Here is a 20,781-nt window from a genome sequence, read left to right as displayed (position 1 = left end):
AATTATGGAGCGTGCAGGTCCTTCTCAAATTCCGGGACCTCAGCTGAGCTGGGCCGATCCGGGGGGGCTTAACCGGCGGGGGCCTAACCGGCGGGGGTGAAAATTTTCAGAGCGCCCCAATCGGTGCCCACCCTGGTGGGCGTGCCCCAGCTTCCCTTCTGTCCCAGAGGGTAGTAACGCAGATCGCCGCCAGTTGTCCGTGCCAGGATTCCGGTGGACCCGGCTCCGGCGAATCCACGGATGGCTCCATAGCTGTTGATCACGTTCCAGCCGACCCCCACGGTGTTGGCCGGTTCCTGCACGAATGATCCACTGCCATTTGATCTGTAGAGCACCAACTCGCCGGCAGTATTCTTGGCCAGCAGATCCATATTCGAGTCTTTGTCGAAGTCCACCTGGATGATGCTCAAGCCGGACCAACCCGTACCAATCTGCACGCGCGCTCCCAATCCTGCGCCGGACGGGTTGCTGATATGGAATAAACGACCTGAGGGGTCGTATCCTACGATGCTGGGCCTGGCATCGGACTTCTTCCACGAACCCACTGTGAGGGTCCAGTCCTTCCAGCCGGTGCCGAGGCTGATCGGGGCCCCGTAGCCACGACCCTTGAACCCCGGGTAGACGCTGAGCCGCCCGTCATTCCATTGCGCAAGGATGTCCAAGGCGCCGTCTTTGTTCCAGTCTGTCAGGAAACCTGCCTTTAGGCCGGTCCACTGTACGCCGATAAGTTCGGCAGGCAGTAAGGAAGTGGAACCTGATCCCGGGTATCGGTAAAGGTTGCCGTCCTGGCGGGCAGCGACGACGTCTTGCGTGTCGACTCCCAGAGTTGCCTCGACGTTGACAGGCGCTCCACTGATGACGTTTGCGTCATTCCAGCCCACGCCGATGAGGAAGCGGTTACCCCAGGACTCGGAGACCGCAGGATAGTAGTAAAGGTCGCCGTTGGCGGTTCGGGCTTGAAGTCCCTGCGAACCGGCGCCGTTGAAACCGGCTGCGGAGCTCACCGATGTCATGGCAGACCAGCCGTTTCCAATCACCCGGCTCGGTTCGGCAAAGAACGAACCTACGCCGTTTGAACGGTAGAGGCGCATGATGCCATCGCTGGTTCGGGAGACGATGTCCTGGTTGCCGTCACCGTCGAAGTCCAATTGGTTGAACTGGTGCCCACCGAATCCGGTCCCGATCAGCACGCCGCCGCTGAGGGCGCCCGCGCTGGCATTCGTATAGCGGTAGAGGTTTCCTTTGCCATCCTGCCCAATAACACCGGGATATGCGTCCTTGGAGTTCCACCATCCCACGGTCAGCGACATCTCCTGCCACCCTGTTCCCACGAGTATGGGAGTGAGGAAACCGCCGCCCGACGTTCCTCTGAAGACTTGGAGCGAGCCATCCGGCCATTGAGCGAGGATGTCCTGGACGCCGTCCTGGTTCCAGTCAACGACGTGGACGGATTGTGCGGTTCCCCAACCGGCCCCTATGGCTACCGGCCCTGTGATGCGGCCCTGTCCGTCCGCCGGGAAATTGTCCAGGCGCCCGGAGGGCATGACGGCGAGTAGGTCGGCCCCGGATCGGATCGAAGGGCTGGAAGGCCGGGAGGCGCCTCGCGCGAAGGTTCGAAGCTGGTCATAGGTGCCATTGAAGATGTTTGAATCACCTTCGAAGGGACCGGTGCTGCTGTACTGCCACATGGTGTAGTTGTCCCAACTGACGGGCATGTTCCCGGGCGAGTTGGTGGGGTTGTTCCAATAGGAGGCGAGCCACAGCGGATAGTTTCCGAAGGTCGGGTTCCCTACGCAGGTGTTCCACCAATCGGTGGTGCTGTAAATGACAGGGAAGCGGCCGGTGAGGGCCTTGACGGTGTTACCAAAATCAGCCGCCCATTGTCCGAGCTGGGCTTTAGACATGTCGTAGCAAGTGTTGCCGAAGTAGAAGCCGTTGATGGTGCGTCCGGCGTAGGGGTTGTATTCGATGTCCAGGACGGGCGGGAGGGTGTAACCGTCGGCAGTCCAACCGCCACCGTTTGCCACGAAGTACCTGGCCTGGTCCGCGCCCGATGACCAGTTGGGGATAGCGAAGTGGTAGGCGCCCCTGACCATGCCTACGTCACGGGAGCCGTTGTACTGCTGTGTGTAGTTTTCATTGAGGTAGTAGTTGCCTTCGGACGCCTTGACGTAGGCCCATCGGGAACCTTGGTTCCATTGGCTTTGCCAGTTGACGTTGCCTTGGTGGGCGCTGACATCCTGCCCGGCGATGCCGATGGTTGGGCGCCAGTGACCCGGGTCGGCCGCCATGGGAACCACCGAATTCACTGCTCCGCCTATTGAACGTGCTCCCGAAGGCGGTGCACTTGCGCTCTGTTGCTTTGACGACAACACCCTTGGCGATCGCTGGCCCATTTCAGCGCCACCGGCCGGAATTGCTGCCCGCATGGCCGCTTTCATGGCATCGGCATTGGGTGCGGTGCCAGGCGTTGCCTGGGGCGTCGGCCGTTGGGCTTCACCCTGCCCCAAGGCCTTCGAGGCTTGCGGCGGTGCAACAGCTGGTGAAGGTTCGACGGCGGGCAGCGGCTCTTGCTGCTTGGGTACCAACGTATTACCCGGCAACTCGCTGCCGGGGGTCGCTGATCCGGAACCGTTTCCGGCCGGGCGGGGACCCTGCGATGGCGAAGTGTCCTGGGCTTCCGACTGCGGAGCCGGTTGCGGTCCGGGGGTCTGGGCCCCTGCAGGCGCCCCAAGGCAACTTCCCCCCACCAAGGCGAGAGTGAGCGCCAGGGCTGCACGTGCCAGCGTGATGCGGCGGACCGGGTCCATCCACTTAATGTTCATTTTCACATCCGGCCCTGTACCGCGGCTCAGCGGCGCATGGGGTGGCTTGCGGACAAGCTCCAGGGCGGGCGCTTGCGCATGAGACCAAAGGCCAGCTCCTAACGGGCTTACCCTAACATTCCGAAACTGGAGTGACTAGTGGGATTGACGATGCTGAGGTGACAGTTGGTGATAGTTATCCACATGCGCTTCACGGCAACTTGAGGCCCCGAATCCGCTCGCCTAGCGTGAGAACTCGAGATGCGCCTCTCGTTTACGTGCTCGCGATCATCGGGGAAAGATGTGGATGCTGTAAAAATCGTCGAAGGAGAAGTCCGGGAGCTCATACGACGCCGCGGCTTGGATCCATTGGAACAAGCCAAGGACGTGCGGCTCCTAGTGGACGCCGCAGTCAACGATTACGACGAACGGGCATTACTGGGCCCGCTGCCTTCGCTCGGACAGCTCGAGGCCGCCCGACAACAAATCTTTGATGCGGTGGCCGGATTTGGCCCCCTGCAGCCACTTCTGGATGATCCCGGAATTGAAGAGGTATGGATCAACGCGCCGCACGAAATCTACGTGGCCCGCAATGGGGAGTCCGAGCTGACGGCCATCAGTCTTAGTGAGCAGCAAGTGCACGATCTTGTTGAAAGGATGCTCAAGAGTTCCGGGCGCCGTGTGGATCTTTCGTCCCCTTTTGTGGACGCGGCCCTTCCGGACGGTTCCAGATTGCATGTAGCGATCCCGGACATCACCCGAAAGCACTGGGCTGTTAACATCAGGAAGTTCATCGCAAGGGCAAGCCGGCTCGAACATCTGGTTGAGCTCGGCAGCCTGACACCCCAGGCTGCCAGATTCCTGGGAGCGTCGGTAGCCAGCGGATTGAACATTCTGGTGTCGGGGGCAACCCAAGCGGGGAAGACCACCATGTTGAACTGCCTGGCTTCAAGCATCGGTTCCCGTGAACGCGTCATCACTGTTGAGGAAATCTTTGAGCTACAGCTGCCTCTGCGCGACGTGGTGGGTTTGCAATGCCGCCAACCCAACCTTGAGGGTGAGGGCGAAATTCCTCTGCGGCGGCTTGTCAAGGAAGCGCTCCGAATGCGTCCTGATCGCTTGATAGTAGGAGAGGTTCGCGAAGCGGAAAGCCTGGACATGCTCATTGCACTGAACTCAGGCTTACCCGGGATGTGTACTGTGCACGCCAATTCCGCCCATGACGCTGTCACCAAGATCTGCACCCTCCCGCTCTTGGCCGGGGCTAATATTTCAAGCGCCTTCGTGGTGCCGACTGTCGCATCATGCATTGACCTCGTAGTGCACTGCGGTCGTCATTCAACCGGGCGCAGGCAGGTGACAGAGATCCTGTCCCTGGGACGGAGGGTGGAGAACGGGATCATCGAGTCCTCCGGAGTTTTCGGGATGGTTGCGGGGCGGCTGCAGCCCCGGGCCAACTCCATGCCTGCAGCGGAAAAGTTTGCGCGTGCAGGCTTTGACGTGGCTGCCCTGCTGGAGTCGAACTGATGGCGCCTCTCCTGGGGATCATCGCCGGCTTGGGAGTCTTTCTCGTGTGGTGGTCCACGTGGGTCCAGCCACCCTCTGAACCCAAACGACACAGACCCCGACGCCTGGACCTTCTCCTGATGTCAGCAGGAATCGAGAAAGTTTCCGGTGGCGGACTCCTGCTAACCTGCGCCGGATTTGGCCTCTTTGCACTGCTTGCGTTTTATGTGCTGACAGGATCCCCGCCAATTGCACTGTGTTTCGCAATTTTCGGCTCCTGGGTTCCTTTTGCCATTGTGCGTTGGCGGGCGGGGAAGCGCAGGAACGCACTGCGGCAGCTATGGCCGGACGTAGTGGACCACTTGCGCTCAGCGATCCGTGCCGGTCTCGCACTACCGGAGGCTTTGATACAGCTGGGACACAACGGGCCCGAAGAACTGCGGGAATTGTTCCTGGATTTCGGGTCCGACTACAGAGCCACCGGCAATTTTGAGGCTGCGGTGAACAAACTCAAAGAGCGCCTCGCTGATCCCGTGGCCGATCGCATCATCGAGGCCTTGCGAATGACCCGCGAAGTGGGCGGCTCCGACCTCGGGCGGATGTTGGGGACTTTGTCGGGCTTCCTTCGTGATAGCGCACGGACGCGTAGCGAGCTTGAAGCCCGTCAATCATGGACCATCAATGCAGCCAGACTCGCCGTAGCCGCGCCCTGGATAGTTTTGGTGGTCATGACAAGCAGGCCTGAAGCCATGCTTGCGTTCAACTCCGGCATCGGCGCCATGGTGTTGCTTGGAGGCCTTGTGGTCTCTGCTTTCTGCTACTCCGTGATGCTTCGGGTCGGCGCCTTGCCAGAGGACGAGCGGGTTTTCGGATGAACACGTCAACCGCTTTAGCCTTGCTGTGCGGCCTGCTTCTGGGTGCCGGATGCTGGTTAATCCTGGCGAGGCTCCCGTTCATGCGGGGAACGAGATTCTCCGAGCGCATCGAACCGCAGTTGAAGTCGCAGAATCTCGAATCACGCCTTCTCCGCAGGCCCACGCACAATCTCACGCCGTTTGGACCCCTGGAACGAATACTCCGGCCTATCATCCGCGATGCGGTCTCCTCCATGTCCCGCTTCAACGTAGGCTCCACCGCCCTTGCAAAGCGCCTTGCCCGTGCCGGTTCAACTAAATCAACGCTGGACTTCCGGGCCGAGCAGCTTCTTTGGGCCGGAGTCGCTTTTGTGCTTGCTGTCATCGTGGTTGTTGCCGGCGCCAGTGCCGGCCGGTTCAGCCCGGTGGTGTCCTGCATCTCGGTCATCGGAAGCGCACTGGGCGGTTACCTGTTGCGCGACTATCTGTTGGGGCAGACGATCAAACGACGCGAATCAAGGATGTTGTCTGAGTTTCCCAGCCTCGCGGAGTTGATGGCGCTCGCCGTCGCTGCGGGGGAGAGCGCAATGGGCGCGATGGACAGGGTAAGTCGGAGCTCCAACGGTGAGCTCTCCGGGGAGTTCGCCACAATCCTGGCGGATACACGATCCGGTAAGCCCCTGACTGAGGCGCTCCAGGCTTTCTCGTCAAGGGCGGAACTGCCACCTTTGGTCAGGTTCATCGACGGACTGGTGGTAGCTGTGGAACGCGGGACGCCCTTGGCAGACGTTCTCCGGGCGCAGGCGGCGGACGTCCGCGATGCCGCACAGCGGGAACTCATGGAGTCCGCGGGGCGAAAAGAAATTGCCATGATGGTGCCGCTCGTCTTCGGAGTGCTGCCCCTGACCGTAGTATTCGCCGCTTTCCCTGCTATCGCTGCATTGGAAATGAGCCTTTGACGTCCAGCCATCAAGCCACCTAGGTAGTCGCTTAACGCGCCACGCACTAAGACGCCACAACACGTCAACACTTCTCGAAACCTTAAGGAAAATCATGAAACAAAGTGCACGCAAACTGTCCGTACTATCACTCCTGCTGCTCGGCTCCTCTTGGTTGTTCGGGCTGATCACACGCAGAGCGTTGCCGCTGCGGAGTGACCGCCAACGTGGTGACGTACCGGGCTGGGTGATGATCACCCTCATGTCCGCGATCCTCGTGGCAGGACTTCTTGCCATCGCCACGCCGGCGCTGAGCGACCTCTTCAATCAGGCAATGAGCAAGGTAGGCAAGTAGCGCGCGTGATGGAACGTGCTACATGGATCACCCACGACCGTGTTTCCGTAGGGCCAGCCGGAGCCGCAAAGGAGCGCGGATCCGCGGTGGTTGACTTCGTGTTGGTTGGTGCATTGCTGACTATGTTTTTTATGTCGATTGTTCAACTCATGCTGGTCCTGCATGTGCGGAACACACTCATTGATGCAGCGGCGTCGGGTGCGCGTTACGGGGCGTTGTCGGACCGCACTTTCATGGATGCCCGGGCCAGGACCGCTGAGTTGATCGGTGGCGCCTTGAACCACGATTTTGCCCGTGACGTCACGTCGACTGAAGTCAGTATTGATGGGATACGAACCTTGGAAGTTACGGTGAAGGCACCCTTGCCTGTTGTTGGCCTGATCGGTCCTGGTGGGATGTTGGAGGTCAAGGGACATGCGGATCTCCCGGGTTGACGCGCCAAAGGCTGTGCTGGCCGCTTGCCGGCAAAGGGTGCGCCAGGCCTTGTGCTCGCCGGCCAGATCGCCTGGCGGCGCGTCTGATGGCTCTGCGACTCCTGAACTTCAGAATCCTGGACTTCAGAATCCTGAACGTCAACGGGGAAGCGCCGTCGTGGAATTTACGTTCCTCGCGTTGTTGCTCATGGTTCCTGTGGTCTATTTCGTAGTAACCGTAGGTCAAGTCCAAGGCGGATCCTTTGCGGTGGTGGGTGCTGCGGATCAAGCAGCAAAAGTCTTCGTGACTCAATCGGACCCGGCCATGGCGAGGATTGCGGCGGAGCGTAGTGTGCTCCTTGCCCTCAAGGACTACGGTTATTCGCCCGAACTAGCGAGCGTGGCGATCGAGTGTGATCGTGCGGTTTGTTCGTCGGCGGGTACAACGGTGACTGTGACGGTAAGCCTGGACGTTTCGCTGCCTCTAATGCCGTTCGGGGACTCGCTGCAGTTGAAGGCAAGCCGACTCAGCGCATCAGCGTCGCAGGTTGTGGGGCGTTACCGGTGAGAGTGGTCTCGTCGAGGAGCGGGGCCTCGGAAGAAGGCCAAATAACGGTTCTCATTGTTGGCTTCGTCCTCTTGTCCCTTCTCCTCGCCTCGGTGGTGATGGCTGCTTCCACGGTCTATTTGGAACACAAGAAGCTGCTGTCCCTGGCTGACGGTGCCGCGCTCACGGCAGCGGATTCCTTCGTGGCGGGAGACGTCGGTGGAGCTAGTTTCCCCTCCCCCTCCTTGGTCGAAGCGAGAGTGCTGGCCGCAACGGAGTCGTACCTGAGAGCTGGTAATGCCGGATCCCGGCATGAAAACCTGGCTGTCGCGGAAGGTACCGGAAGTGAGCCTGGCGGGACTGCCGTAGTGGTCCTCACCGCCGTCGTGCGCCCTCCCGTGGTCAGTTTTCTTCTACCGGATGGGATTCTCATCGAGGCGAAAGCGACGGCCCGATCCCGACTGACCCAGTAATAATCCGCCGGGCGGGGAGCTATGGGTGCCCGCGGGCACGGGGTTAGGGGAGCCATCGGGGAGTGCAATGGATAGCGTACGCTGGGATGATCATGGCTGAAATTGATTTTCCCGCGGAAATCCGCGCACTTCGAGCAACGTACAGCTCCATTGAAAACGTCACCGATGTCGATGCCCTCAAGGCTGAGATCGCTGAGCTGAGCGAGCAGGCAGGGGCTCCGGACCTTTGGGACGATCCTGCTTCCGCCCAGGTCATCACCTCGCGTTTGTCGCACAGGCAGTCTGAAGTTGAGCGCCTGTCCAAGCTTGCGTCCCGTATTGACGACCTCGAAGTCCTTGTGGAACTCGGCCAGGACGAGGGCGACGAGGACTCCATGTCCGAAGCGGCCAAGGAACTTTCCTCCATCCGCAAAGCGCTGGCTGAGCTTGAAATTACTACGCTGCTGTCCGGAGAGTATGACGAACGCGAAGCCGTCGTCACCATCAGGGCCGGAGCCGGTGGCGTTGATGCAGCCGATTTCGCCGAGATGTTGATGAGGATGTACCTGCGTTGGGCTGAACGCCACGGCTATCCGACCACCGTCATGGATACGTCCTACGCTGAAGAAGCGGGCTTGAAATCCGCCACCTTCGAAGTGAAGGCCCCCTACGCCTTCGGCACCTTGAGCGTCGAGGCCGGTACGCACCGGTTGGTTCGCATCAGTCCCTTTGATAATCAGGGACGCCGTCAGACATCCTTCGCTGCGGTAGAAGTCATTCCCTTGATCGAGCAGACGGACTCGATCGAGATCCCGGATAACGAGATCCGTGTTGACGTCTTCCGCTCGTCGGGTCCGGGTGGGCAGTCCGTGAACACCACTGACTCCGCCGTGCGGCTGACACACATCCCTACGGGCATTGTGGTCTCTATGCAGAATGAGAAATCGCAGCTTCAAAACCGTGCGGCCGCCATGCGTGTGCTCCAGTCGCGATTGCTGCTGGTTAAGAAGGAACAACAGGACGCCGAAAAGAAAGCCCTGGCTGGAGACGTCAAGGCGTCCTGGGGCGATCAAATGCGCTCCTACGTCCTGAATCCCTACCAAATGGTCAAGGACCTGCGGACGGAACACGAAGTGGGCAACACCTCGGCCGTACTTGACGGCGACATTGATGACTTCATCGACGCCGGCATCCGCTGGCGTACCGGAAACCGAAACGCGGCAGCCAACTAGGAGTTGGGCTGCCTCATGTGAGCCACATGAACCACATGAGTCTTCGGATTCCGCGACACGCCTTTGAAAGCTGCGGAATTACAGTTGCCCCGTGCGTATAGTCGAGTGGCCGGTGCTCTCACTTCCCCCATCGAAAGCCCGCGCTCCGGCTGTTGGACTGGGCGGCTACGTCATGTCCGGCGGGGTTCTAAAGGGCCATGATCAGATTTGAGAATGTCACCAAGGTCTATGAGCAGAATGCCCGACCGGCGCTCGACTCTGTGAGCCTTGAGATCAACCGCGGCGAATTCACCTTCCTGGTGGGCGCTTCAGGCTCTGGCAAGTCCACCTTCCTTCGGCTGATCCTGAAGGAGGACAAAGCCTCGTCCGGCTCGGTGTATGTCGCGGGCCAGAACGTTGCCAACATTTCGAGTTGGCGTGTTCCAAAGCTTCGGCGCGGAATCGGTGTTGTCTTCCAGGACTTCAGGTTGCTCCCGCAGAAGAATGTGTTCGCGAATGTAGCTTTTGCGATGCAGGTGATAGGTAAGAGTCGCTCCATTATTCGGGAGACCGTGCCGGAGGTCTTGAAGACCGTTGGCCTGGAGGGCAAAGAACGCCGTATGCCCCATGAACTCTCCGGTGGCGAGCAGCAGCGCGTGGCGATTGCCCGCGCCGTCGTCAACCGTCCGGGCATTTTGCTGGCCGACGAACCGACCGGAAACCTCGACCCCATTACCTCAATGGGAATCATGGGCGTCCTGGACAAAATCAACCAGAACGGGACCACTGTGGTCATGGCAACCCACGACGACGACATCGTCAATGAAATGCGCCGCCGCGTGGTGGAACTTAAGAACGGCAAGGTTATTCGCGACGAAGCGAAGGCACTGTACACCTCGATGATTCCGGTGGTTGGCGAGTCGCGCCGGCTCAGGGATGCCAGCGGCGAGGAACTTAACCGTGCGCAGGGGGCACAGCTGTGAGGCTTTTGTTTATCCTGGGGGAAATCGGCAGTGGCCTGCGCCGGAATCTCTCCATGGTCATTTCCGTGGTCCTGGTGACTTTTGTGTCCCTGACGTTCGTCGGTGCGGCAGGAATGCTGCAGATGCAGATCAACCAGATGAAGGGCTTTTGGTACGACAAAGTCCAGGTTGCGGTGTTCCTCTGCAACGATGGCTCGACGGCGGTCGGTTGCGCTTCGGGTTCGGCCACCAAGGAGCAGCAGGCTAACCTGCAGGCGATGCTAGAATCCCCGGCAATAAAGCCGTATATCAACGATTTCCAGTTTGAGTCCCAAGCTGAGGCGTACAAGCATTTCAAGGAGCAGTTCTCCAATTCGCCCATTGTGGACTCCGTCTCTGAAGACCAGTTGCCGGCCTCCTTCCGCATCAACATGAAGAACCCTGAAAAGTACCAAATCATCAGCGAGACGTTTTCTTCGCAGCCCGGTGTTGAGACGGTCAGCGACCAACGGCAGGTGCTGGAACGCATCTTTTCCTGGATGAACGGGGCATCAGTTGCAGCCATCGGCGTGGCGGCGGTGATGATCTTCTGCGCGGTCCTGCTGATCACCACCACCATCCGGCTCTCGGCCTTCAGCCGACGGCGGGAGACGGGAATCATGCGGCTCGTGGGAGCATCAAAGATGGTGATCCAATTGCCGTTCATCCTTGAGGGTGTCATAGCGGCCGTGGTGGGGGCACTGCTGGCCTCCGTCACTCTCTGGCTTATGGCACATTTCTGGCTCAATGGTGATTTGTCGCGTCAGTTCCTGAATACTCCGTTCATCTCCTCCACCCAGGTCCTGGTGATCGCACCGGTCCTGATTGCACTTGGCGCCGGTTTGGCGGGTATATCTTCGCTGTTGACCCTTCGGCGTTACCTGAAGGTGTAACCGTGGATACCCGGAATGAAATAACTGCCATGCTGACAAGCGAAAAGGACTTCTGATGACCACGTTGGACCCGAACCCCCTGCGCCGGCGCTTTGCGCCAGGCCATGCTCGGTTTTTGGGGGCCGTCCTCGCTGTGGGCTTGGCAGTCAGTCTGCTATCGGGCGCGCCAACCGCAACAGCTGACAGCCTGGAAGACCAGCAAGCTGCCTTGGAAGCAGAATCTGCGCGGGTTCAAGCATCATTGGAGTTTGTTGATGCGAACATTGCAAAGGCTGCCGGTGATCTGGTGATCTACCAGGGCCGCCTTCCCGGAGCGCAGCAGGCGCTGCTGGAGGCGCAGGGCAGGGTGGCCAGTGCGGTCAAGGAAGTCGAAGCTCTTGCCGCCAGGGTTGAACTTGCCCAGCAGAACAAGGCCAAGATTACTGAGCAGCTGGAGAGTGACAAGCAGAAAATCACCGACACCAAGAAGCTGATCGGTCAGATCGCCTCACAGGCGTACAAATCCGGTGGTGTCCCCACCAATATTGCACTGCTGTTCGGATCCAGTGAATCCGGCAGCCTGACAGAGTCCATGGACTTGGCTGATCAGGCCATGCGTAGCCAAAACGCGGCGATGACCAAACTCACCCAGCAGAACGCCACCAATGTGAACTCGCAGGCGAGACTTGTTGCTGTTGAGGAAGAAATCCAAGACCTGAAGAGCAAGGCGGACGCCGCGCTGGAGCGCGAAAAGTCGGCAAGGGATGAAGCTGCGAGCAAAAAAGCTGAAGTCGACAAGCTGATTGAGGACACCACCCGCCTCAATGGGCAACTTCAGGCCGCGAAACCCGGCATTGAAGCCAACCTGGCCCGGGTAAAGGCAGAACAGAATACGATCGCCGCCGAAATCGTGGAGCGCGACCGGAAGCTGAGGGAAGCATGGGAAGCAGAACAACGGCGGATCGCGGAAGCAGCTGCTGCTGCCGCCGCTGCTGCGGCAGCAGCCCAAGGACGGCCTGCACCTCCTGAGCCGCCGTATTCTCCTCCGCCTGCCGGTTCGCCGTCGGCGTTTGGTCTCCGGCACCCGTTCGCCAGCGCTGTTCCCATTACCTCTGGTTTTGGCTGGCGGGCGACACCACCGGGCACCATTGATTTCTATGGCACCGGTGGTTACATGCACACAGGGATCGACTTCGGAGCGGCATGCGGCACGCCCGTCTACGCAGCCGCTGCGGGCGAGGTCTTCAATTCTGGTTGGAACTCTGCCGATGGCGGCGGATGGCGCGTGAAGATCTCCCATGGTGTGGTGCAAGGCAACTCTTTGACCACCATCTACTACCACAACAGCAGCATTGTGGTGGCGAATGGTCAGCAGGTTTCGGCGGGGCAACTCATTGCCTATTCGGGCAGCACGGGTAACTCGACGGGTTGCCACGCGCACTTCGAAACCTGGCTCAACGGTGCCGCAGTGGATCCCATGACTCTTCTCTAACGTGCGCCTGGCGCGCGGAGGCACCGCCGCGCTGGCGTACACTAGTTGAAATCCGCATCTAACAAGGAGTTCTACCGTGCCCAAGGAAAGTGGCCGTAAGGTAGTGGCCACCAATCGAAAGGCCCGGCACAACTACCATGTCCTGGATACCTATGAGGCAGGTATTGCCCTCATGGGAACAGAGGTGAAGTCCCTCCGTGAGGGCCATGCCTCCATGGTTGATGGCTTTTGCACCTTCTACAATGACGAATTGTGGATGGAGGGTATCCATATCCCGGAGTATCACCAGGGGAGCTGGACCAACCATGCCGCCCGCCGGCGTCGTAAGCTTTTGCTGCACCGCGATGAACTGAACAAGATTTCGCAGAAGATTCGTGAGTCCGGATTCACTGTCGTGCCTCTCCAGCTCTACTTCCTGGACGGCCGGGCCAAGGTGGAGATCGCGATTGCCCGCGGTAAGAAGGACTATGACAAGCGTCAGACCCTTCGCGAGCAGCAGGACAAGCGAGAATCTCTGCGTGAGTTGCGCGAGCGCAACCGCCGCTAAGTGGCATGTGTCCGGGGAATGATCCACTGCATGAATGCGTTATGATAAGTAGTCCGACGAGAGTTCAAAGACTCTTGGCGGGTTTGGTAACAAAATACGGGGATGATCGGTTTCGACGATGTTAGTCGCGACAGGTGAAGCGGGCCGAGGATGCAGAATTATCTCGTAAACGCTGTCTGCAAACCAATAAGTGCCGAATCTAAGCGCACTGACTTCGCTCTCGCTGCCTAAGCAGTAAGACAGTCCGTCAGCCCGGGGTTGCTATCGCCCCGGTTCCTGGCGTCATTTAGATAGCCACTGCTGTTTGCCTTCGTCATTGAGGTAAACGGGACTCTTAGATGACTGGGCCCGGATCAGCCACCTGTTCGCAGGATGGCTGGGGCCGAGAAAATCCGACGCGAACTGCGCCCGGAGAAGCCCTGACAAAACGACATCGGACGGGGGTTCAATTCCCCCCATCTCCACCCCTGAAAGCCCTCGGATCCTCGTGATCCGGGGGCTTTCTTTTTGCCGTCTGCAGGGTGCGTTCACCTACGGCGTAGCGCGTTCAGGACTACCGGCACCTGCTTGGCCGTTGTACTGGTTGGGCGCTTCGCCGAAGGATCGCGGTTAAGCGTGGCAGGGCGTTGGCAGGAGGCACATGATGAGCACAAATCCAGCATTTGAAGAGCAAGCCGCGGACGACCATGAAGCCTTGGACGCGTACTCCCGGATCGTCATAAGCGTTGCTGAATCTGTGACACCCCACGTTGCCGCGATCGAGATGACAAGTACTGACCGCCGCGGCCGGGTCCGTGGGGGAAGTGGTTCAGCTGTGGTTTTTACCGCCGACGGATACATGCTGACCAACGCCCACGTGGTGGCGGGCATCCAGTCCGGCCGGGCTGTGTTCGCTGATGGCAAGCACACTGACGTGGAGCTGGTGGGAGCAGATCCACTCTCGGACCTCGCAGTGGTCCGTGGCCTGAAGTCCACCCCGCCGCCGGCATTGCTGGGCAATGCCGACACGTTGCAGGTAGGCCAATTAGTGATTGCCGTGGGCAATCCGCTGGGCCTGGCCGGTTCGGTGACCGCTGGCGTAGTGAGCGGCTTGGGGCGGTCCATTCCCGTGAGGGCAGGCGAGCACAGGCGGGTGATCGAGGATGTCATCCAAACCGACGCCGCCCTGAATCCGGGAAACTCCGGAGGTGCACTGGCCGACACAAGGGGGCGAATCGTGGGCATCAACACCGCCGTTGCCGGCCTCGGGCTCGGGCTGGCAGTACCAATCAACACCACGACGCAACGGATCATCGCGTCGCTGCTGAGGGACGGCCGCGTTCGCCGCGCATACCTGGGCCTGGTCAGCACGCCCATACCCCTCGATGCGAGTGCGGTGGTTAGGACCGGCCAGAAGGAGGGTCTGCGGGTGGTGGAGGTCATTCCGGGCTCGCCCGCGGAGTTGTCCGGACTCCAAGCAGGGGATGTGGTGTTGCGCGCGCAGGACCGAGCGGTTTCCAGCGCTGAAAGCCTGCAGAAATTGCTGTTTGCCGAGGCTATCGGCGAAACTTTCCCGTTGACGGTGCTCCGCGATGGCAAGGCCCTCCAGCTCACTGCCGTGCCATCCGAAATGAGTCAGCCGGCCTAGGAGTTCCCGGCTAGGCTCCCTGTTTAGCCTTGGACCTTGCGGACGTCCACTACACCGACGAATCGGCTTCCGACGCCTTCATATTCGCTGCGTACGTCACCGAGGAAGAGTTCGGGCAGTTCGCTGTTCCGGTGGGTGCCACAGAAGACGAAGGAGAAATCGGGCCACCATTTCTTGGGGCGAACGGCCTCGGTGTAGCCGCACACAGCGCAGGTCAGATGGACCCACACGGGTCGCTTACCGGTTCGGTTGGCTCGGGACTGTACCAACCACGCTGGGGGGTTGTCCTGCATGTCCCTGAGGTCGGCCTCAGAGAGGCGGGACGGAATACCGTGGCGTTGGGCCATTTCCATCGAAATATCAAGGGCCAAGGCGGCATCACGTCTGCTAATCACCATTCAACGATACGGGACTTCCCCGGCGTAGGCTGTGCACATGACTGACGCAGCGGCCCTCCTGCCGAGAACTCCGCTCCAAAAGCGCGTACTTGTGGTGGCAATTGTGGCTTCGTTCATCGCCATCCTTGATGGATTTGTGGTGAATCTCGCACTCCCGGCCATCGGGCGTGAACTGGGTGGTGGGCTGGTCATCCAGCAATGGGTGGTGGACGCTTACCTGCTCACCCTGGGCGCGTTGATCCTGGTTGCCGGCTCACTGTCCGACCATTTCGGCAGGGCAAGGATTCTCGAATGGGGCCTTGCTGGTTTCGCGGTCACCTCTGTGATGTGTGGTCTGGCATGGACCGGTGAAGTGCTGGTGGTGTCCCGTGCGTTGCAGGGGATCGCCGGCGCACTCCTGGTTCCGAGTTCGCTTGCCATGATCATCTCGTCGTTCTCCGGCCCGGCGCAGTCGAAGGCCATTGGGCAGTGGTCCGGGTGGACCAGTGCCGCGGCCATTGTGGGTCCGCTGATCGGCGGAATGGCCGTGGACCTTTTGTCCTGGCGGGTCATCTTCTTCATCAATGTCATCCCGGCCGTTGCCATCTGGCCTTTGCTTGCGGGTTTGCGCGCATCCGACGCCGCAAGGGACAAGAGCAAGAGCATCGACTACTTGGGAGCATTCTTGGCCATGGTCGGCTTGGGTGGGCCGGTGTATGCGTTCATCGAGCAGGGGAGGATGGGGTGGGGGAGCCCGCAAGTGTGGATTCCGCTTATGGTGGGCATTGCGGCAATGGTTTTGTTCCTCCTCCATGAGGCCCGGACTGCTCAGCCCATGTTGCCTCTGAGGCTCTTCACTATCGGCAACTTTGCCTGGGGTAACCTCGCTACCTTGGCCATTTACGCCGCGATCTCCCTGGGCTTCTTTGTGCTGGGCATTTACCTGCAGCAGGTGGGTGGCATGGGAGCCACTGTGGCGGGCTTGGCGCTGCTACCAGGGACGGTCATCCTGATGCTGGGTGCGTCCTACTTTGGTGGGCTTGCCGGTAAGTACGGCCCACGATGGTTCATGACGATCGGACCGATTCTGTGTGGTGGGGGTTTCCTGATGTCGTTGACTATTCAGGACCCCCTCAACTACTGGACGCAGGTGCTGCCGGGCCAGGTGGTCTTTGGTCTCGGGCTGGCTACCTTGGTGGCGCCGCTGACGGCCGCAATCCTTGGCGCCGTCCCGTCTGAGGAGGCTGGGATTGGTTCGGCGGTGAACAACGCCGTGGCGCGTATTGCGGGTCTGATCTCCATCGCTTTCGCCGGAGTCATTGTGGGGCCGGCCTTTACCCGGGAAGGCCTGTATAACGCTTTGCTGGTGACGGCGGGCCTGTTCCTGTTCGGGGCGGTGGTTTCCGCCGTCGGAATCCGGAACCCTGTCCAGGACGCCGCAACTGCCGCTGTCAGCGAACCTGGTACAGCGTCCGACGACGGCGGGCCGGGCGGGCAGGTCAACTGACCTCGGGCGCGCACGGGCTCAGACGCGAACGGGATCAGGCGCGAACGGACTCAGCGGGCGGGAAGAACGCAGCCTTCGTGCGTCTCGGAGCTCTGGACCCACAGAGCTGACGTGATTTCATCCGCGAGATCGAATTCCCGGCCACGGGAGCCGCTGCCGATGCGCACTACCAAAGCTCCGCCAAAGGGTTTACGCCCCACCACTTCCACCGGTGCGTCCAGGGAGATCTCCTCCGAGGCAAGGTAGCGCAGGAGGTCCGGATTTTCGTCGCTGATTCGTGTGATGCGACCCGAGTGGCCCTGATCCAACTCGATCATTCGGTAGGCGTGCGGCAGCTCAACCGATCCATCGGCCGAAGGTATCGGGTCCCCGTGCGGGTCCCGGACAGGATGGCCAAGCTTGGCGGACATGCGTTCGATGAAGGTATCGGACACCGCATGTTCCAACATCTCGGCTTCGTCGTGGACTTCGTCCCAGCTGTATCCGAGTTCCTCAACAAGGTACGTCTCAATGAGCCGGTGCCGGCGCACCATGGAGAGGGCGAGCCGCATGCCTTCAGGGGTCAGTCTGATGGCGCTATAGGGCTGGTGATCAACCAAACCCTGGTCCTTGAGTTTGCGCACCATCTCCGACACTGAGGAATTTGCCACCCCGAGGCGCAGGGCGAGCTGGGATGACGTAATCGGCTTGTCCTGCCACTCCGTGTAGGAGTAGATGACCTTGACGTAGTCCTCAATCGAGGAGGAGGGCGTACTGGTCTTCACACCCCAAGCCTACCGTGGCGCCGGACCCTGAATCTTGAACGCCCGCCAGGTTTGCGTCATGTAGGGCAACCCGATGGTTTCACCTGGGGCATGACCGAGGTGGTCATGGAGGTACCACTCCAGGTTGTGCATGACCTTAGCCCGGGTGGCGTCGTTGGCTCGGAGATAGTAGCTGCGGGATTTGGTGAGTTCCATGATGTCCTCAGGAGTCAGGGCATCCTCCCACTGGGTCAGGTGGCTTTCCAAACCACCAAACTCCGGGCCAATGACTGGCCGGAAGCCAGGCTTGTGGACATCGCCTGCATGCATGATGCGGGAAAGGCGGTGTACCCAGGGAATAGACGTGTCCAACTGATTCCAGATCAGCCCCAGGACTCCGTGCGGACGCAGGATCCGGGAGATCTCCGTGCTCGCTGCCATGGGCTCACACCAATGCCAGGCTTGGGCAACGCTGACGACGTCGAATGCTGAGTCCGTCAGTCCAGTTCCCTCTGCCGTTCCCTCCAGCGCGTTGACGAGGGGGTAGCTTTTTCGCAGTTGCTCCAGCATGTCCGTGGAAGGATCGACGGCGGTGACCGCCAGTCCGCGCTGGATAAGGAGTGCCGTGAATTTTCCCGTGCCCGCGCCGAGGTCGGCCGCCGACCTTGCCGCGGGAGGAACGAGCCAATCCAGGGAGTCCCGTGGGTAGCCAGGACGCACACGGTCATAGTGTTCTCCGCCGTCCTGGAAGCTCTGGCCGAGTTCGCGCCGACGGGCAGCGTGGAGCTTGGGACCTCGCGGTCCAGCGGGTCCGGGAATGCCGGCCGCACCGTTTGCGGCGCCCGGGGGACGCAGGGACACGCAGAACTCCTTCACAGGATGGCCAGTGGGTACCCTACGAATTTACCGCAGCGGCCGTTACGCCTGGTCCACAGTGTGCCTGGTCCACAGTGTTTCTAGTCGACTGTGTGTTTTCTAGTCGACTGTGCAGGGAGCTGCTCCCGCAGTGCCCGGAGTGTTGGGCGCCCATTCGGGGTAGGTGCGGTGGTCATTGGCGGGAACCCATCGGCCCTCGTCCACCACGTAGTCCCAACCCAATCCGTCGCGCTTGAGCCCTTGGATGCCTGCGAGCAGCCTGGAAGCGTCCTCCAACCGGGAGCCGACGCCGAAGCTGGCACGCAGAGAGCCAGACGGGAGCCCCAGGCGCTTGAGGAGCGGGTGGGCGCAGAAGCGGCCGTCCCGCAGGCCCACGCCGTGCTCTGCTGCCAGGTAGGCGGCCACCAATCCGGCGTCGAATCCTTCGACGGAGAAATTGACCACACCGATGGTGTCCAAGGAGTCTGTGAAGATCTTGTGCACGGTCACGCCGTCGATGGCTTCCAGGCCTTCCACCAAGTAGGAGCGGATGGCGGTTTCATGGGCGTGCCACTCGTCCTGGTCCAACCCGGCCAGCACCTGGGTGGCACGGGCGAGGGTTGCGGCACCCAGAACATTGGGCGAGCCGCCCTCGTGCCGCGCAGGGCCTGCTGCCCAGCTAACGGAGTCCAATCGGGCTTCACGGACTGCGCCGCCACCGGCCAGGTGCGGAGTGCCGGCGTCGAGCCAGTCGGGACGGCCCACCACAACGCCGGCACCGAAGGGGGCGTAGAGCTTGTGTCCGGAGAAGACCACGTAGTCCACGTCTGCCTCGGTGATGTTGATCCGACGGTGCGGTGCGAGTTGGGCGGCATCCACCACAATCCGTGCACCGTACTGGTGGGCCAGGGAAGCAAGCTCTGCGATGGGTAGGATCTCACCGGTGACGTTGGAGGCTCCGGTTACCGCAAGCAGGCTAACACCGCCTTGAGCCAGCTCCCCGCGGAGTTTGTCCAGGGTCTCGGCCAAGGTTGATGCCGCTACGACGCTGCGGTGCGGGACGCCCTGCCACGGAAGCAGGTTGGCGTGGTGTTCGATATCCAGGTACAGGACCTCACCTGCGGGCTTGCCGTTGATCAGCGGAAGGCAGCCGGCCAGCAGGTTCAAGGAGTCCGTGGTGTTCCGGGTGAAGATGACAGAATCATCTGCCCGCCCGCCAACGAATTCGCGGACGATGTTCCGTGAATTTTCGTACACCGACGTGCTGATCTGGGAGGCGTAGCCCGCACCGCGGTGGACACTCGCATAGTAGGGAAGGACTTCGTTGAGGTAGGCCGAGACGATGGTCAACGCCGGAGCCGATGCCCCGTAGTCGAGGTTTGCGTAGCGAACGTGTCCGCCCTGAATCAGGGGCGCTTGCAACTCGGCGCCGGTAACAGCGGCCAGCGGCCGTGCAGCGGCAGCTGTCTCTGCTGTGGTTTCTGCGGCGAAGGACGGAATGATGTTTGAGTCGAACGTGACAGTGCTCATAGGACCTCACTCAAGAGGGACCCCCATAGGGAATCCGCGCTTGCCGCATCCGTTCCGGACCGGCCGGGTCGTCACCCGGGGCACCCCACCGCGAATGGAGGGTTGCCGGCCAGCTAACCGGGGTTTAGCGCTGGCACTCGTGACCTGTAAAAAGGCTAAAGCACGTCCGGGGGGCCTTCCAAAGCCGCTGCCGATTGTTAAGCCCTTTGTTACGTCGGAGCCAAAATGCCTGCTTCGTCGAATAAAAAACGGCGGAGACCCACAAAAGGGGGCTGCCGCCGTCGAATATTCCGTTCCTGCTGGTTTGCAGGAGGACTAGAGAAGATCGTCCAGGCCCGGGTTGAGCCGCTTGAGGACTTCTGAGTGGAGGATCGAGTTGGTGGCCAGTGCATTGCCGCCGAAGGGACCGTCTTCGCCTTCCAGGGAGGTGAAACGGCCACCGGCCTCAGTGACGATGGGGACGAGTGCTGCCATGTCATATAGGTTCAGCTCAGGCTCGCAGGCGATGTCCACTGCGCCCTCGGCCACGAGACAGTACGACCAGAAGTCACCATAGGCGCGCGTGCGCCAAACATCTTCGGTGAGGTCCAGGAACTCGTCAAGATTGCCGCGTTCCTTCCAGCCCGAGAGGCTGGAGTAGGACAAGGAGGCGTCAGCCAAACTGGAGACGTTGGAAACTTTGAGGCGCGTGGCCGAGGCGAGGGACCGGCCCATGTAGGCGCCCATGTCCTTGGCGGCCCACCAGCGTTTCCCCAATGCCGGGGCGCTCACAACGCCCACCACAGGTTCGCCCTCGTCCACGAGGGCAATTAACGTTGCCCACACCGGAACACCCCGGACGAAGTTCTTGGTTCCGTCGATGGGGTCGATGATCCAACGGCGCGAGCCGTGGCCGCTGCTGCCGAACTCCTCGCCCAGGACCGCATCACGTGGGCGCGAGCGGGACAGCTGGCCGCGGATAGCTTCCTCAGCGGCCTTGTCAGCGTCAGTGACCGGCGTGAGGTCAGGCTTGGTTTCGATCTTGAGGTCCAGTGCCTTGAAGCGATCCATGGTCTGGGCATCGACTGAATCAGCGAGGACGTGGGCCAGGCGCAGGTCATCGTTGTACGTGGAAACGGGATGGGTCATGCCACCAAACTATCCTGAATCG

The 20,781-nt window shown here is 60.7% G+C and carries 20 protein-coding genes, 1 other RNA gene and 1 riboswitch; of the genes, 15 read left to right on the top strand and 6 right to left on the bottom strand.

The window, feature by feature from the left end; genetic code table 11:
- Window positions 1-83: 83 nt before the first annotated feature.
- On the bottom strand, window positions 84-2,825 hold the full coding sequence (locus tag ACZ5J0_RS12500; RefSeq protein WP_464093231.1) for a GH25 family lysozyme: 2,742 nt from the start codon (window positions 2,823-2,825) through the stop codon (window positions 84-86).
- A gap of 282 nt (window positions 2,826-3,107) precedes the next feature.
- Between ACZ5J0_RS12500 and ACZ5J0_RS12495 the strand changes: the two genes are divergently transcribed.
- The 14 genes from ACZ5J0_RS12495 to ACZ5J0_RS12430 all read left to right on the top strand — a co-directional run bounded on the left by ACZ5J0_RS12495 (window position 3,108) and on the right by ACZ5J0_RS12430 (window position 14,619).
- Window positions 3,108-4,331 (top strand): ATPase, T2SS/T4P/T4SS family, encoded by a 1,224-nt coding sequence (locus ACZ5J0_RS12495; protein WP_166840151.1) that lies wholly within the window; start codon window positions 3,108-3,110, stop codon window positions 4,329-4,331.
- Window positions 4,331-5,185: a type II secretion system F family protein gene (locus ACZ5J0_RS12490; protein ID WP_142938580.1), complete on the top strand. Its 855-nt coding sequence runs from the start codon at window positions 4,331-4,333 to the stop codon at window positions 5,183-5,185. The genes ACZ5J0_RS12495 and ACZ5J0_RS12490 overlap by 1 nt, the downstream gene beginning before the upstream one ends.
- Entirely contained in the window at window positions 5,182-6,123 is a 942-nt protein-coding gene (locus ACZ5J0_RS12485; RefSeq protein WP_142938581.1) for a type II secretion system F family protein, read from the top strand. Before ACZ5J0_RS12490 ends, ACZ5J0_RS12485 begins: the two co-directional genes overlap by 4 nt.
- Window positions 6,124-6,217: 94 nt before the next feature.
- Entirely contained in the window at window positions 6,218-6,457 is a 240-nt protein-coding gene (locus ACZ5J0_RS12480; protein ID WP_166840153.1) for a hypothetical protein, read from the top strand.
- 8 nt (window positions 6,458-6,465) lie between these two features.
- Entirely contained in the window at window positions 6,466-6,891 is a 426-nt protein-coding gene (locus ACZ5J0_RS12475) for a TadE family protein (protein ID WP_142938583.1), read from the top strand.
- 157 nt (window positions 6,892-7,048) lie between these two features.
- On the top strand, window positions 7,049-7,438 hold the full coding sequence (locus ACZ5J0_RS12470) for a hypothetical protein (protein WP_308196338.1): 390 nt from the start codon (window positions 7,049-7,051) through the stop codon (window positions 7,436-7,438).
- Window positions 7,439-7,440: 2 nt separating this feature from the next.
- Window positions 7,441-7,890: a pilus assembly protein TadG-related protein gene (locus ACZ5J0_RS12465; protein WP_353618807.1), complete on the top strand. Its 450-nt coding sequence runs from the start codon at window positions 7,441-7,443 to the stop codon at window positions 7,888-7,890.
- Window positions 7,891-7,982: 92 nt separating this feature from the next.
- On the top strand, window positions 7,983-9,101 hold the full coding sequence (prfB, locus tag ACZ5J0_RS12460) for a peptide chain release factor 2 (protein ID WP_142938586.1): 1,119 nt from the start codon (window positions 7,983-7,985) through the stop codon (window positions 9,099-9,101).
- Window positions 9,102-9,298: 197 nt separating this feature from the next.
- Window positions 9,299-10,063 carry a cell division ATP-binding protein FtsE gene (gene ftsE, locus ACZ5J0_RS12455; RefSeq protein WP_017198501.1) on the top strand — a complete coding sequence of 255 codons (765 nt, stop codon included), beginning with the start codon at window positions 9,299-9,301 and terminating at the stop codon, window positions 10,061-10,063.
- On the top strand, window positions 10,060-10,974 hold the full coding sequence (gene ftsX / locus ACZ5J0_RS12450; RefSeq protein ID WP_142938587.1) for a permease-like cell division protein FtsX: 915 nt from the start codon (window positions 10,060-10,062) through the stop codon (window positions 10,972-10,974). The genes ftsE and ftsX overlap by 4 nt, the downstream gene beginning before the upstream one ends.
- Before the next feature lie 55 nt (window positions 10,975-11,029).
- Complete coding sequence (locus ACZ5J0_RS12445; protein WP_223940529.1) at window positions 11,030-12,445, top strand: M23 family metallopeptidase; 1,416 nt, start codon at window positions 11,030-11,032, stop codon at window positions 12,443-12,445.
- Window positions 12,446-12,521: 76 nt separating this feature from the next.
- Entirely contained in the window at window positions 12,522-12,992 is a 471-nt protein-coding gene (smpB, locus tag ACZ5J0_RS12440) for an SsrA-binding protein SmpB (RefSeq protein ID WP_464097196.1), read from the top strand.
- Between the two features lie 98 nt (window positions 12,993-13,090).
- Window positions 13,091-13,459: a transfer-messenger RNA gene (gene ssrA / locus ACZ5J0_RS12435) on the top strand.
- Between the two features lie 173 nt (window positions 13,460-13,632).
- A complete protein-coding gene (locus tag ACZ5J0_RS12430) occupies window positions 13,633-14,619 on the top strand; it encodes a S1C family serine protease (RefSeq protein WP_464093230.1) in 987 nt (328 codons plus the stop codon).
- A gap of 23 nt (window positions 14,620-14,642) precedes the next feature.
- On the opposite strand, the gene ACZ5J0_RS12425 is transcribed toward ACZ5J0_RS12430, so the two are convergent.
- Window positions 14,643-15,017 carry a hypothetical protein gene (locus ACZ5J0_RS12425; RefSeq protein WP_464093229.1) on the bottom strand — a complete coding sequence of 125 codons (375 nt, stop codon included), beginning with the start codon at window positions 15,015-15,017 and terminating at the stop codon, window positions 14,643-14,645.
- A gap of 31 nt (window positions 15,018-15,048) precedes the next feature.
- On the opposite strand from ACZ5J0_RS12425, the gene ACZ5J0_RS12420 reads away from it, so the two are divergent.
- Complete coding sequence (locus ACZ5J0_RS12420; protein WP_142938589.1) at window positions 15,049-16,503, top strand: MFS transporter; 1,455 nt, start codon at window positions 15,049-15,051, stop codon at window positions 16,501-16,503.
- A 50-nt stretch (window positions 16,504-16,553) separates the two neighbouring features.
- On the opposite strand, the gene ACZ5J0_RS12415 is transcribed toward ACZ5J0_RS12420, so the two are convergent.
- The 4 genes from ACZ5J0_RS12415 to hisN form a co-directional block, all read right to left on the bottom strand.
- Window positions 16,554-17,267, bottom strand: coding sequence for a metal-dependent transcriptional regulator (locus ACZ5J0_RS12415; protein WP_142938590.1), 714 nt, complete (start codon window positions 17,265-17,267; stop codon window positions 16,554-16,556).
- A 9-nt stretch (window positions 17,268-17,276) separates the two neighbouring features.
- Window positions 17,277-18,101: a class I SAM-dependent methyltransferase gene (locus tag ACZ5J0_RS12410; RefSeq protein WP_464094729.1), complete on the bottom strand. Its 825-nt coding sequence runs from the start codon at window positions 18,099-18,101 to the stop codon at window positions 17,277-17,279.
- 120 nt (window positions 18,102-18,221) lie between these two features.
- A complete protein-coding gene (locus tag ACZ5J0_RS12405) occupies window positions 18,222-19,631 on the bottom strand; it encodes an aminotransferase class V-fold PLP-dependent enzyme (RefSeq protein WP_464093228.1) in 1,410 nt (469 codons plus the stop codon).
- A gap of 31 nt (window positions 19,632-19,662) precedes the next feature.
- A riboswitch (SAM riboswitch) is annotated at window positions 19,663-19,776 on the bottom strand.
- A 170-nt stretch (window positions 19,777-19,946) separates the two neighbouring features.
- Window positions 19,947-20,759, bottom strand: coding sequence for a histidinol-phosphatase (gene hisN, locus ACZ5J0_RS12400; protein ID WP_464093227.1), 813 nt, complete (start codon window positions 20,757-20,759; stop codon window positions 19,947-19,949).
- Window positions 20,760-20,781: the final 22 nt, after the last annotated feature.

The organism is Arthrobacter sp. DualSoilB13 (assembly GCF_055389195.1).
The sequence above is the reverse complement of the archived record's forward strand: the minus strand, read 5'-3'. Positions and strand labels throughout refer to the sequence as shown.

Bases quoted from the DNA above. Each gene is read 5' to 3' on its own strand.
- ACZ5J0_RS12500 (WP_464093231.1), bottom strand. From the start codon at position 2,825: ATGAACATTAAGTGGATGGACCCGGTCCGCCGCATCACGCTGGCACGT.
- ACZ5J0_RS12490 (WP_142938580.1), top strand. From the start codon at position 4,331: ATGGCGCCTCTCCTGGGGATCATCGCCGGCTTGGGAGTCTTTCTCGTG.
- ACZ5J0_RS12485 (WP_142938581.1), top strand. From the start codon at position 5,182: ATGAACACGTCAACCGCTTTAGCCTTGCTGTGCGGCCTGCTTCTGGGT.
- ACZ5J0_RS12480 (WP_166840153.1), top strand. From the start codon at position 6,218: ATGAAACAAAGTGCACGCAAACTGTCCGTACTATCACTCCTGCTGCTC.
- ACZ5J0_RS12475 (WP_142938583.1), top strand. From the start codon at position 6,466: ATGGAACGTGCTACATGGATCACCCACGACCGTGTTTCCGTAGGGCCA.
- prfB (WP_142938586.1), top strand. From the start codon at position 7,983: ATGGCTGAAATTGATTTTCCCGCGGAAATCCGCGCACTTCGAGCAACG.
- ftsE (WP_017198501.1), top strand. From the start codon at position 9,299: ATGATCAGATTTGAGAATGTCACCAAGGTCTATGAGCAGAATGCCCGA.
- ACZ5J0_RS12445 (WP_223940529.1), top strand. From the start codon at position 11,030: ATGACCACGTTGGACCCGAACCCCCTGCGCCGGCGCTTTGCGCCAGGC.
- ACZ5J0_RS12430 (WP_464093230.1), top strand. From the start codon at position 13,633: ATGATGAGCACAAATCCAGCATTTGAAGAGCAAGCCGCGGACGACCAT.
- ACZ5J0_RS12425 (WP_464093229.1), bottom strand. From the start codon at position 15,017: ATGGTGATTAGCAGACGTGATGCCGCCTTGGCCCTTGATATTTCGATG.
- ACZ5J0_RS12405 (WP_464093228.1), bottom strand. From the start codon at position 19,631: ATGAGCACTGTCACGTTCGACTCAAACATCATTCCGTCCTTCGCCGCA.
- hisN (WP_464093227.1), bottom strand. From the start codon at position 20,759: ATGACCCATCCCGTTTCCACGTACAACGATGACCTGCGCCTGGCCCAC.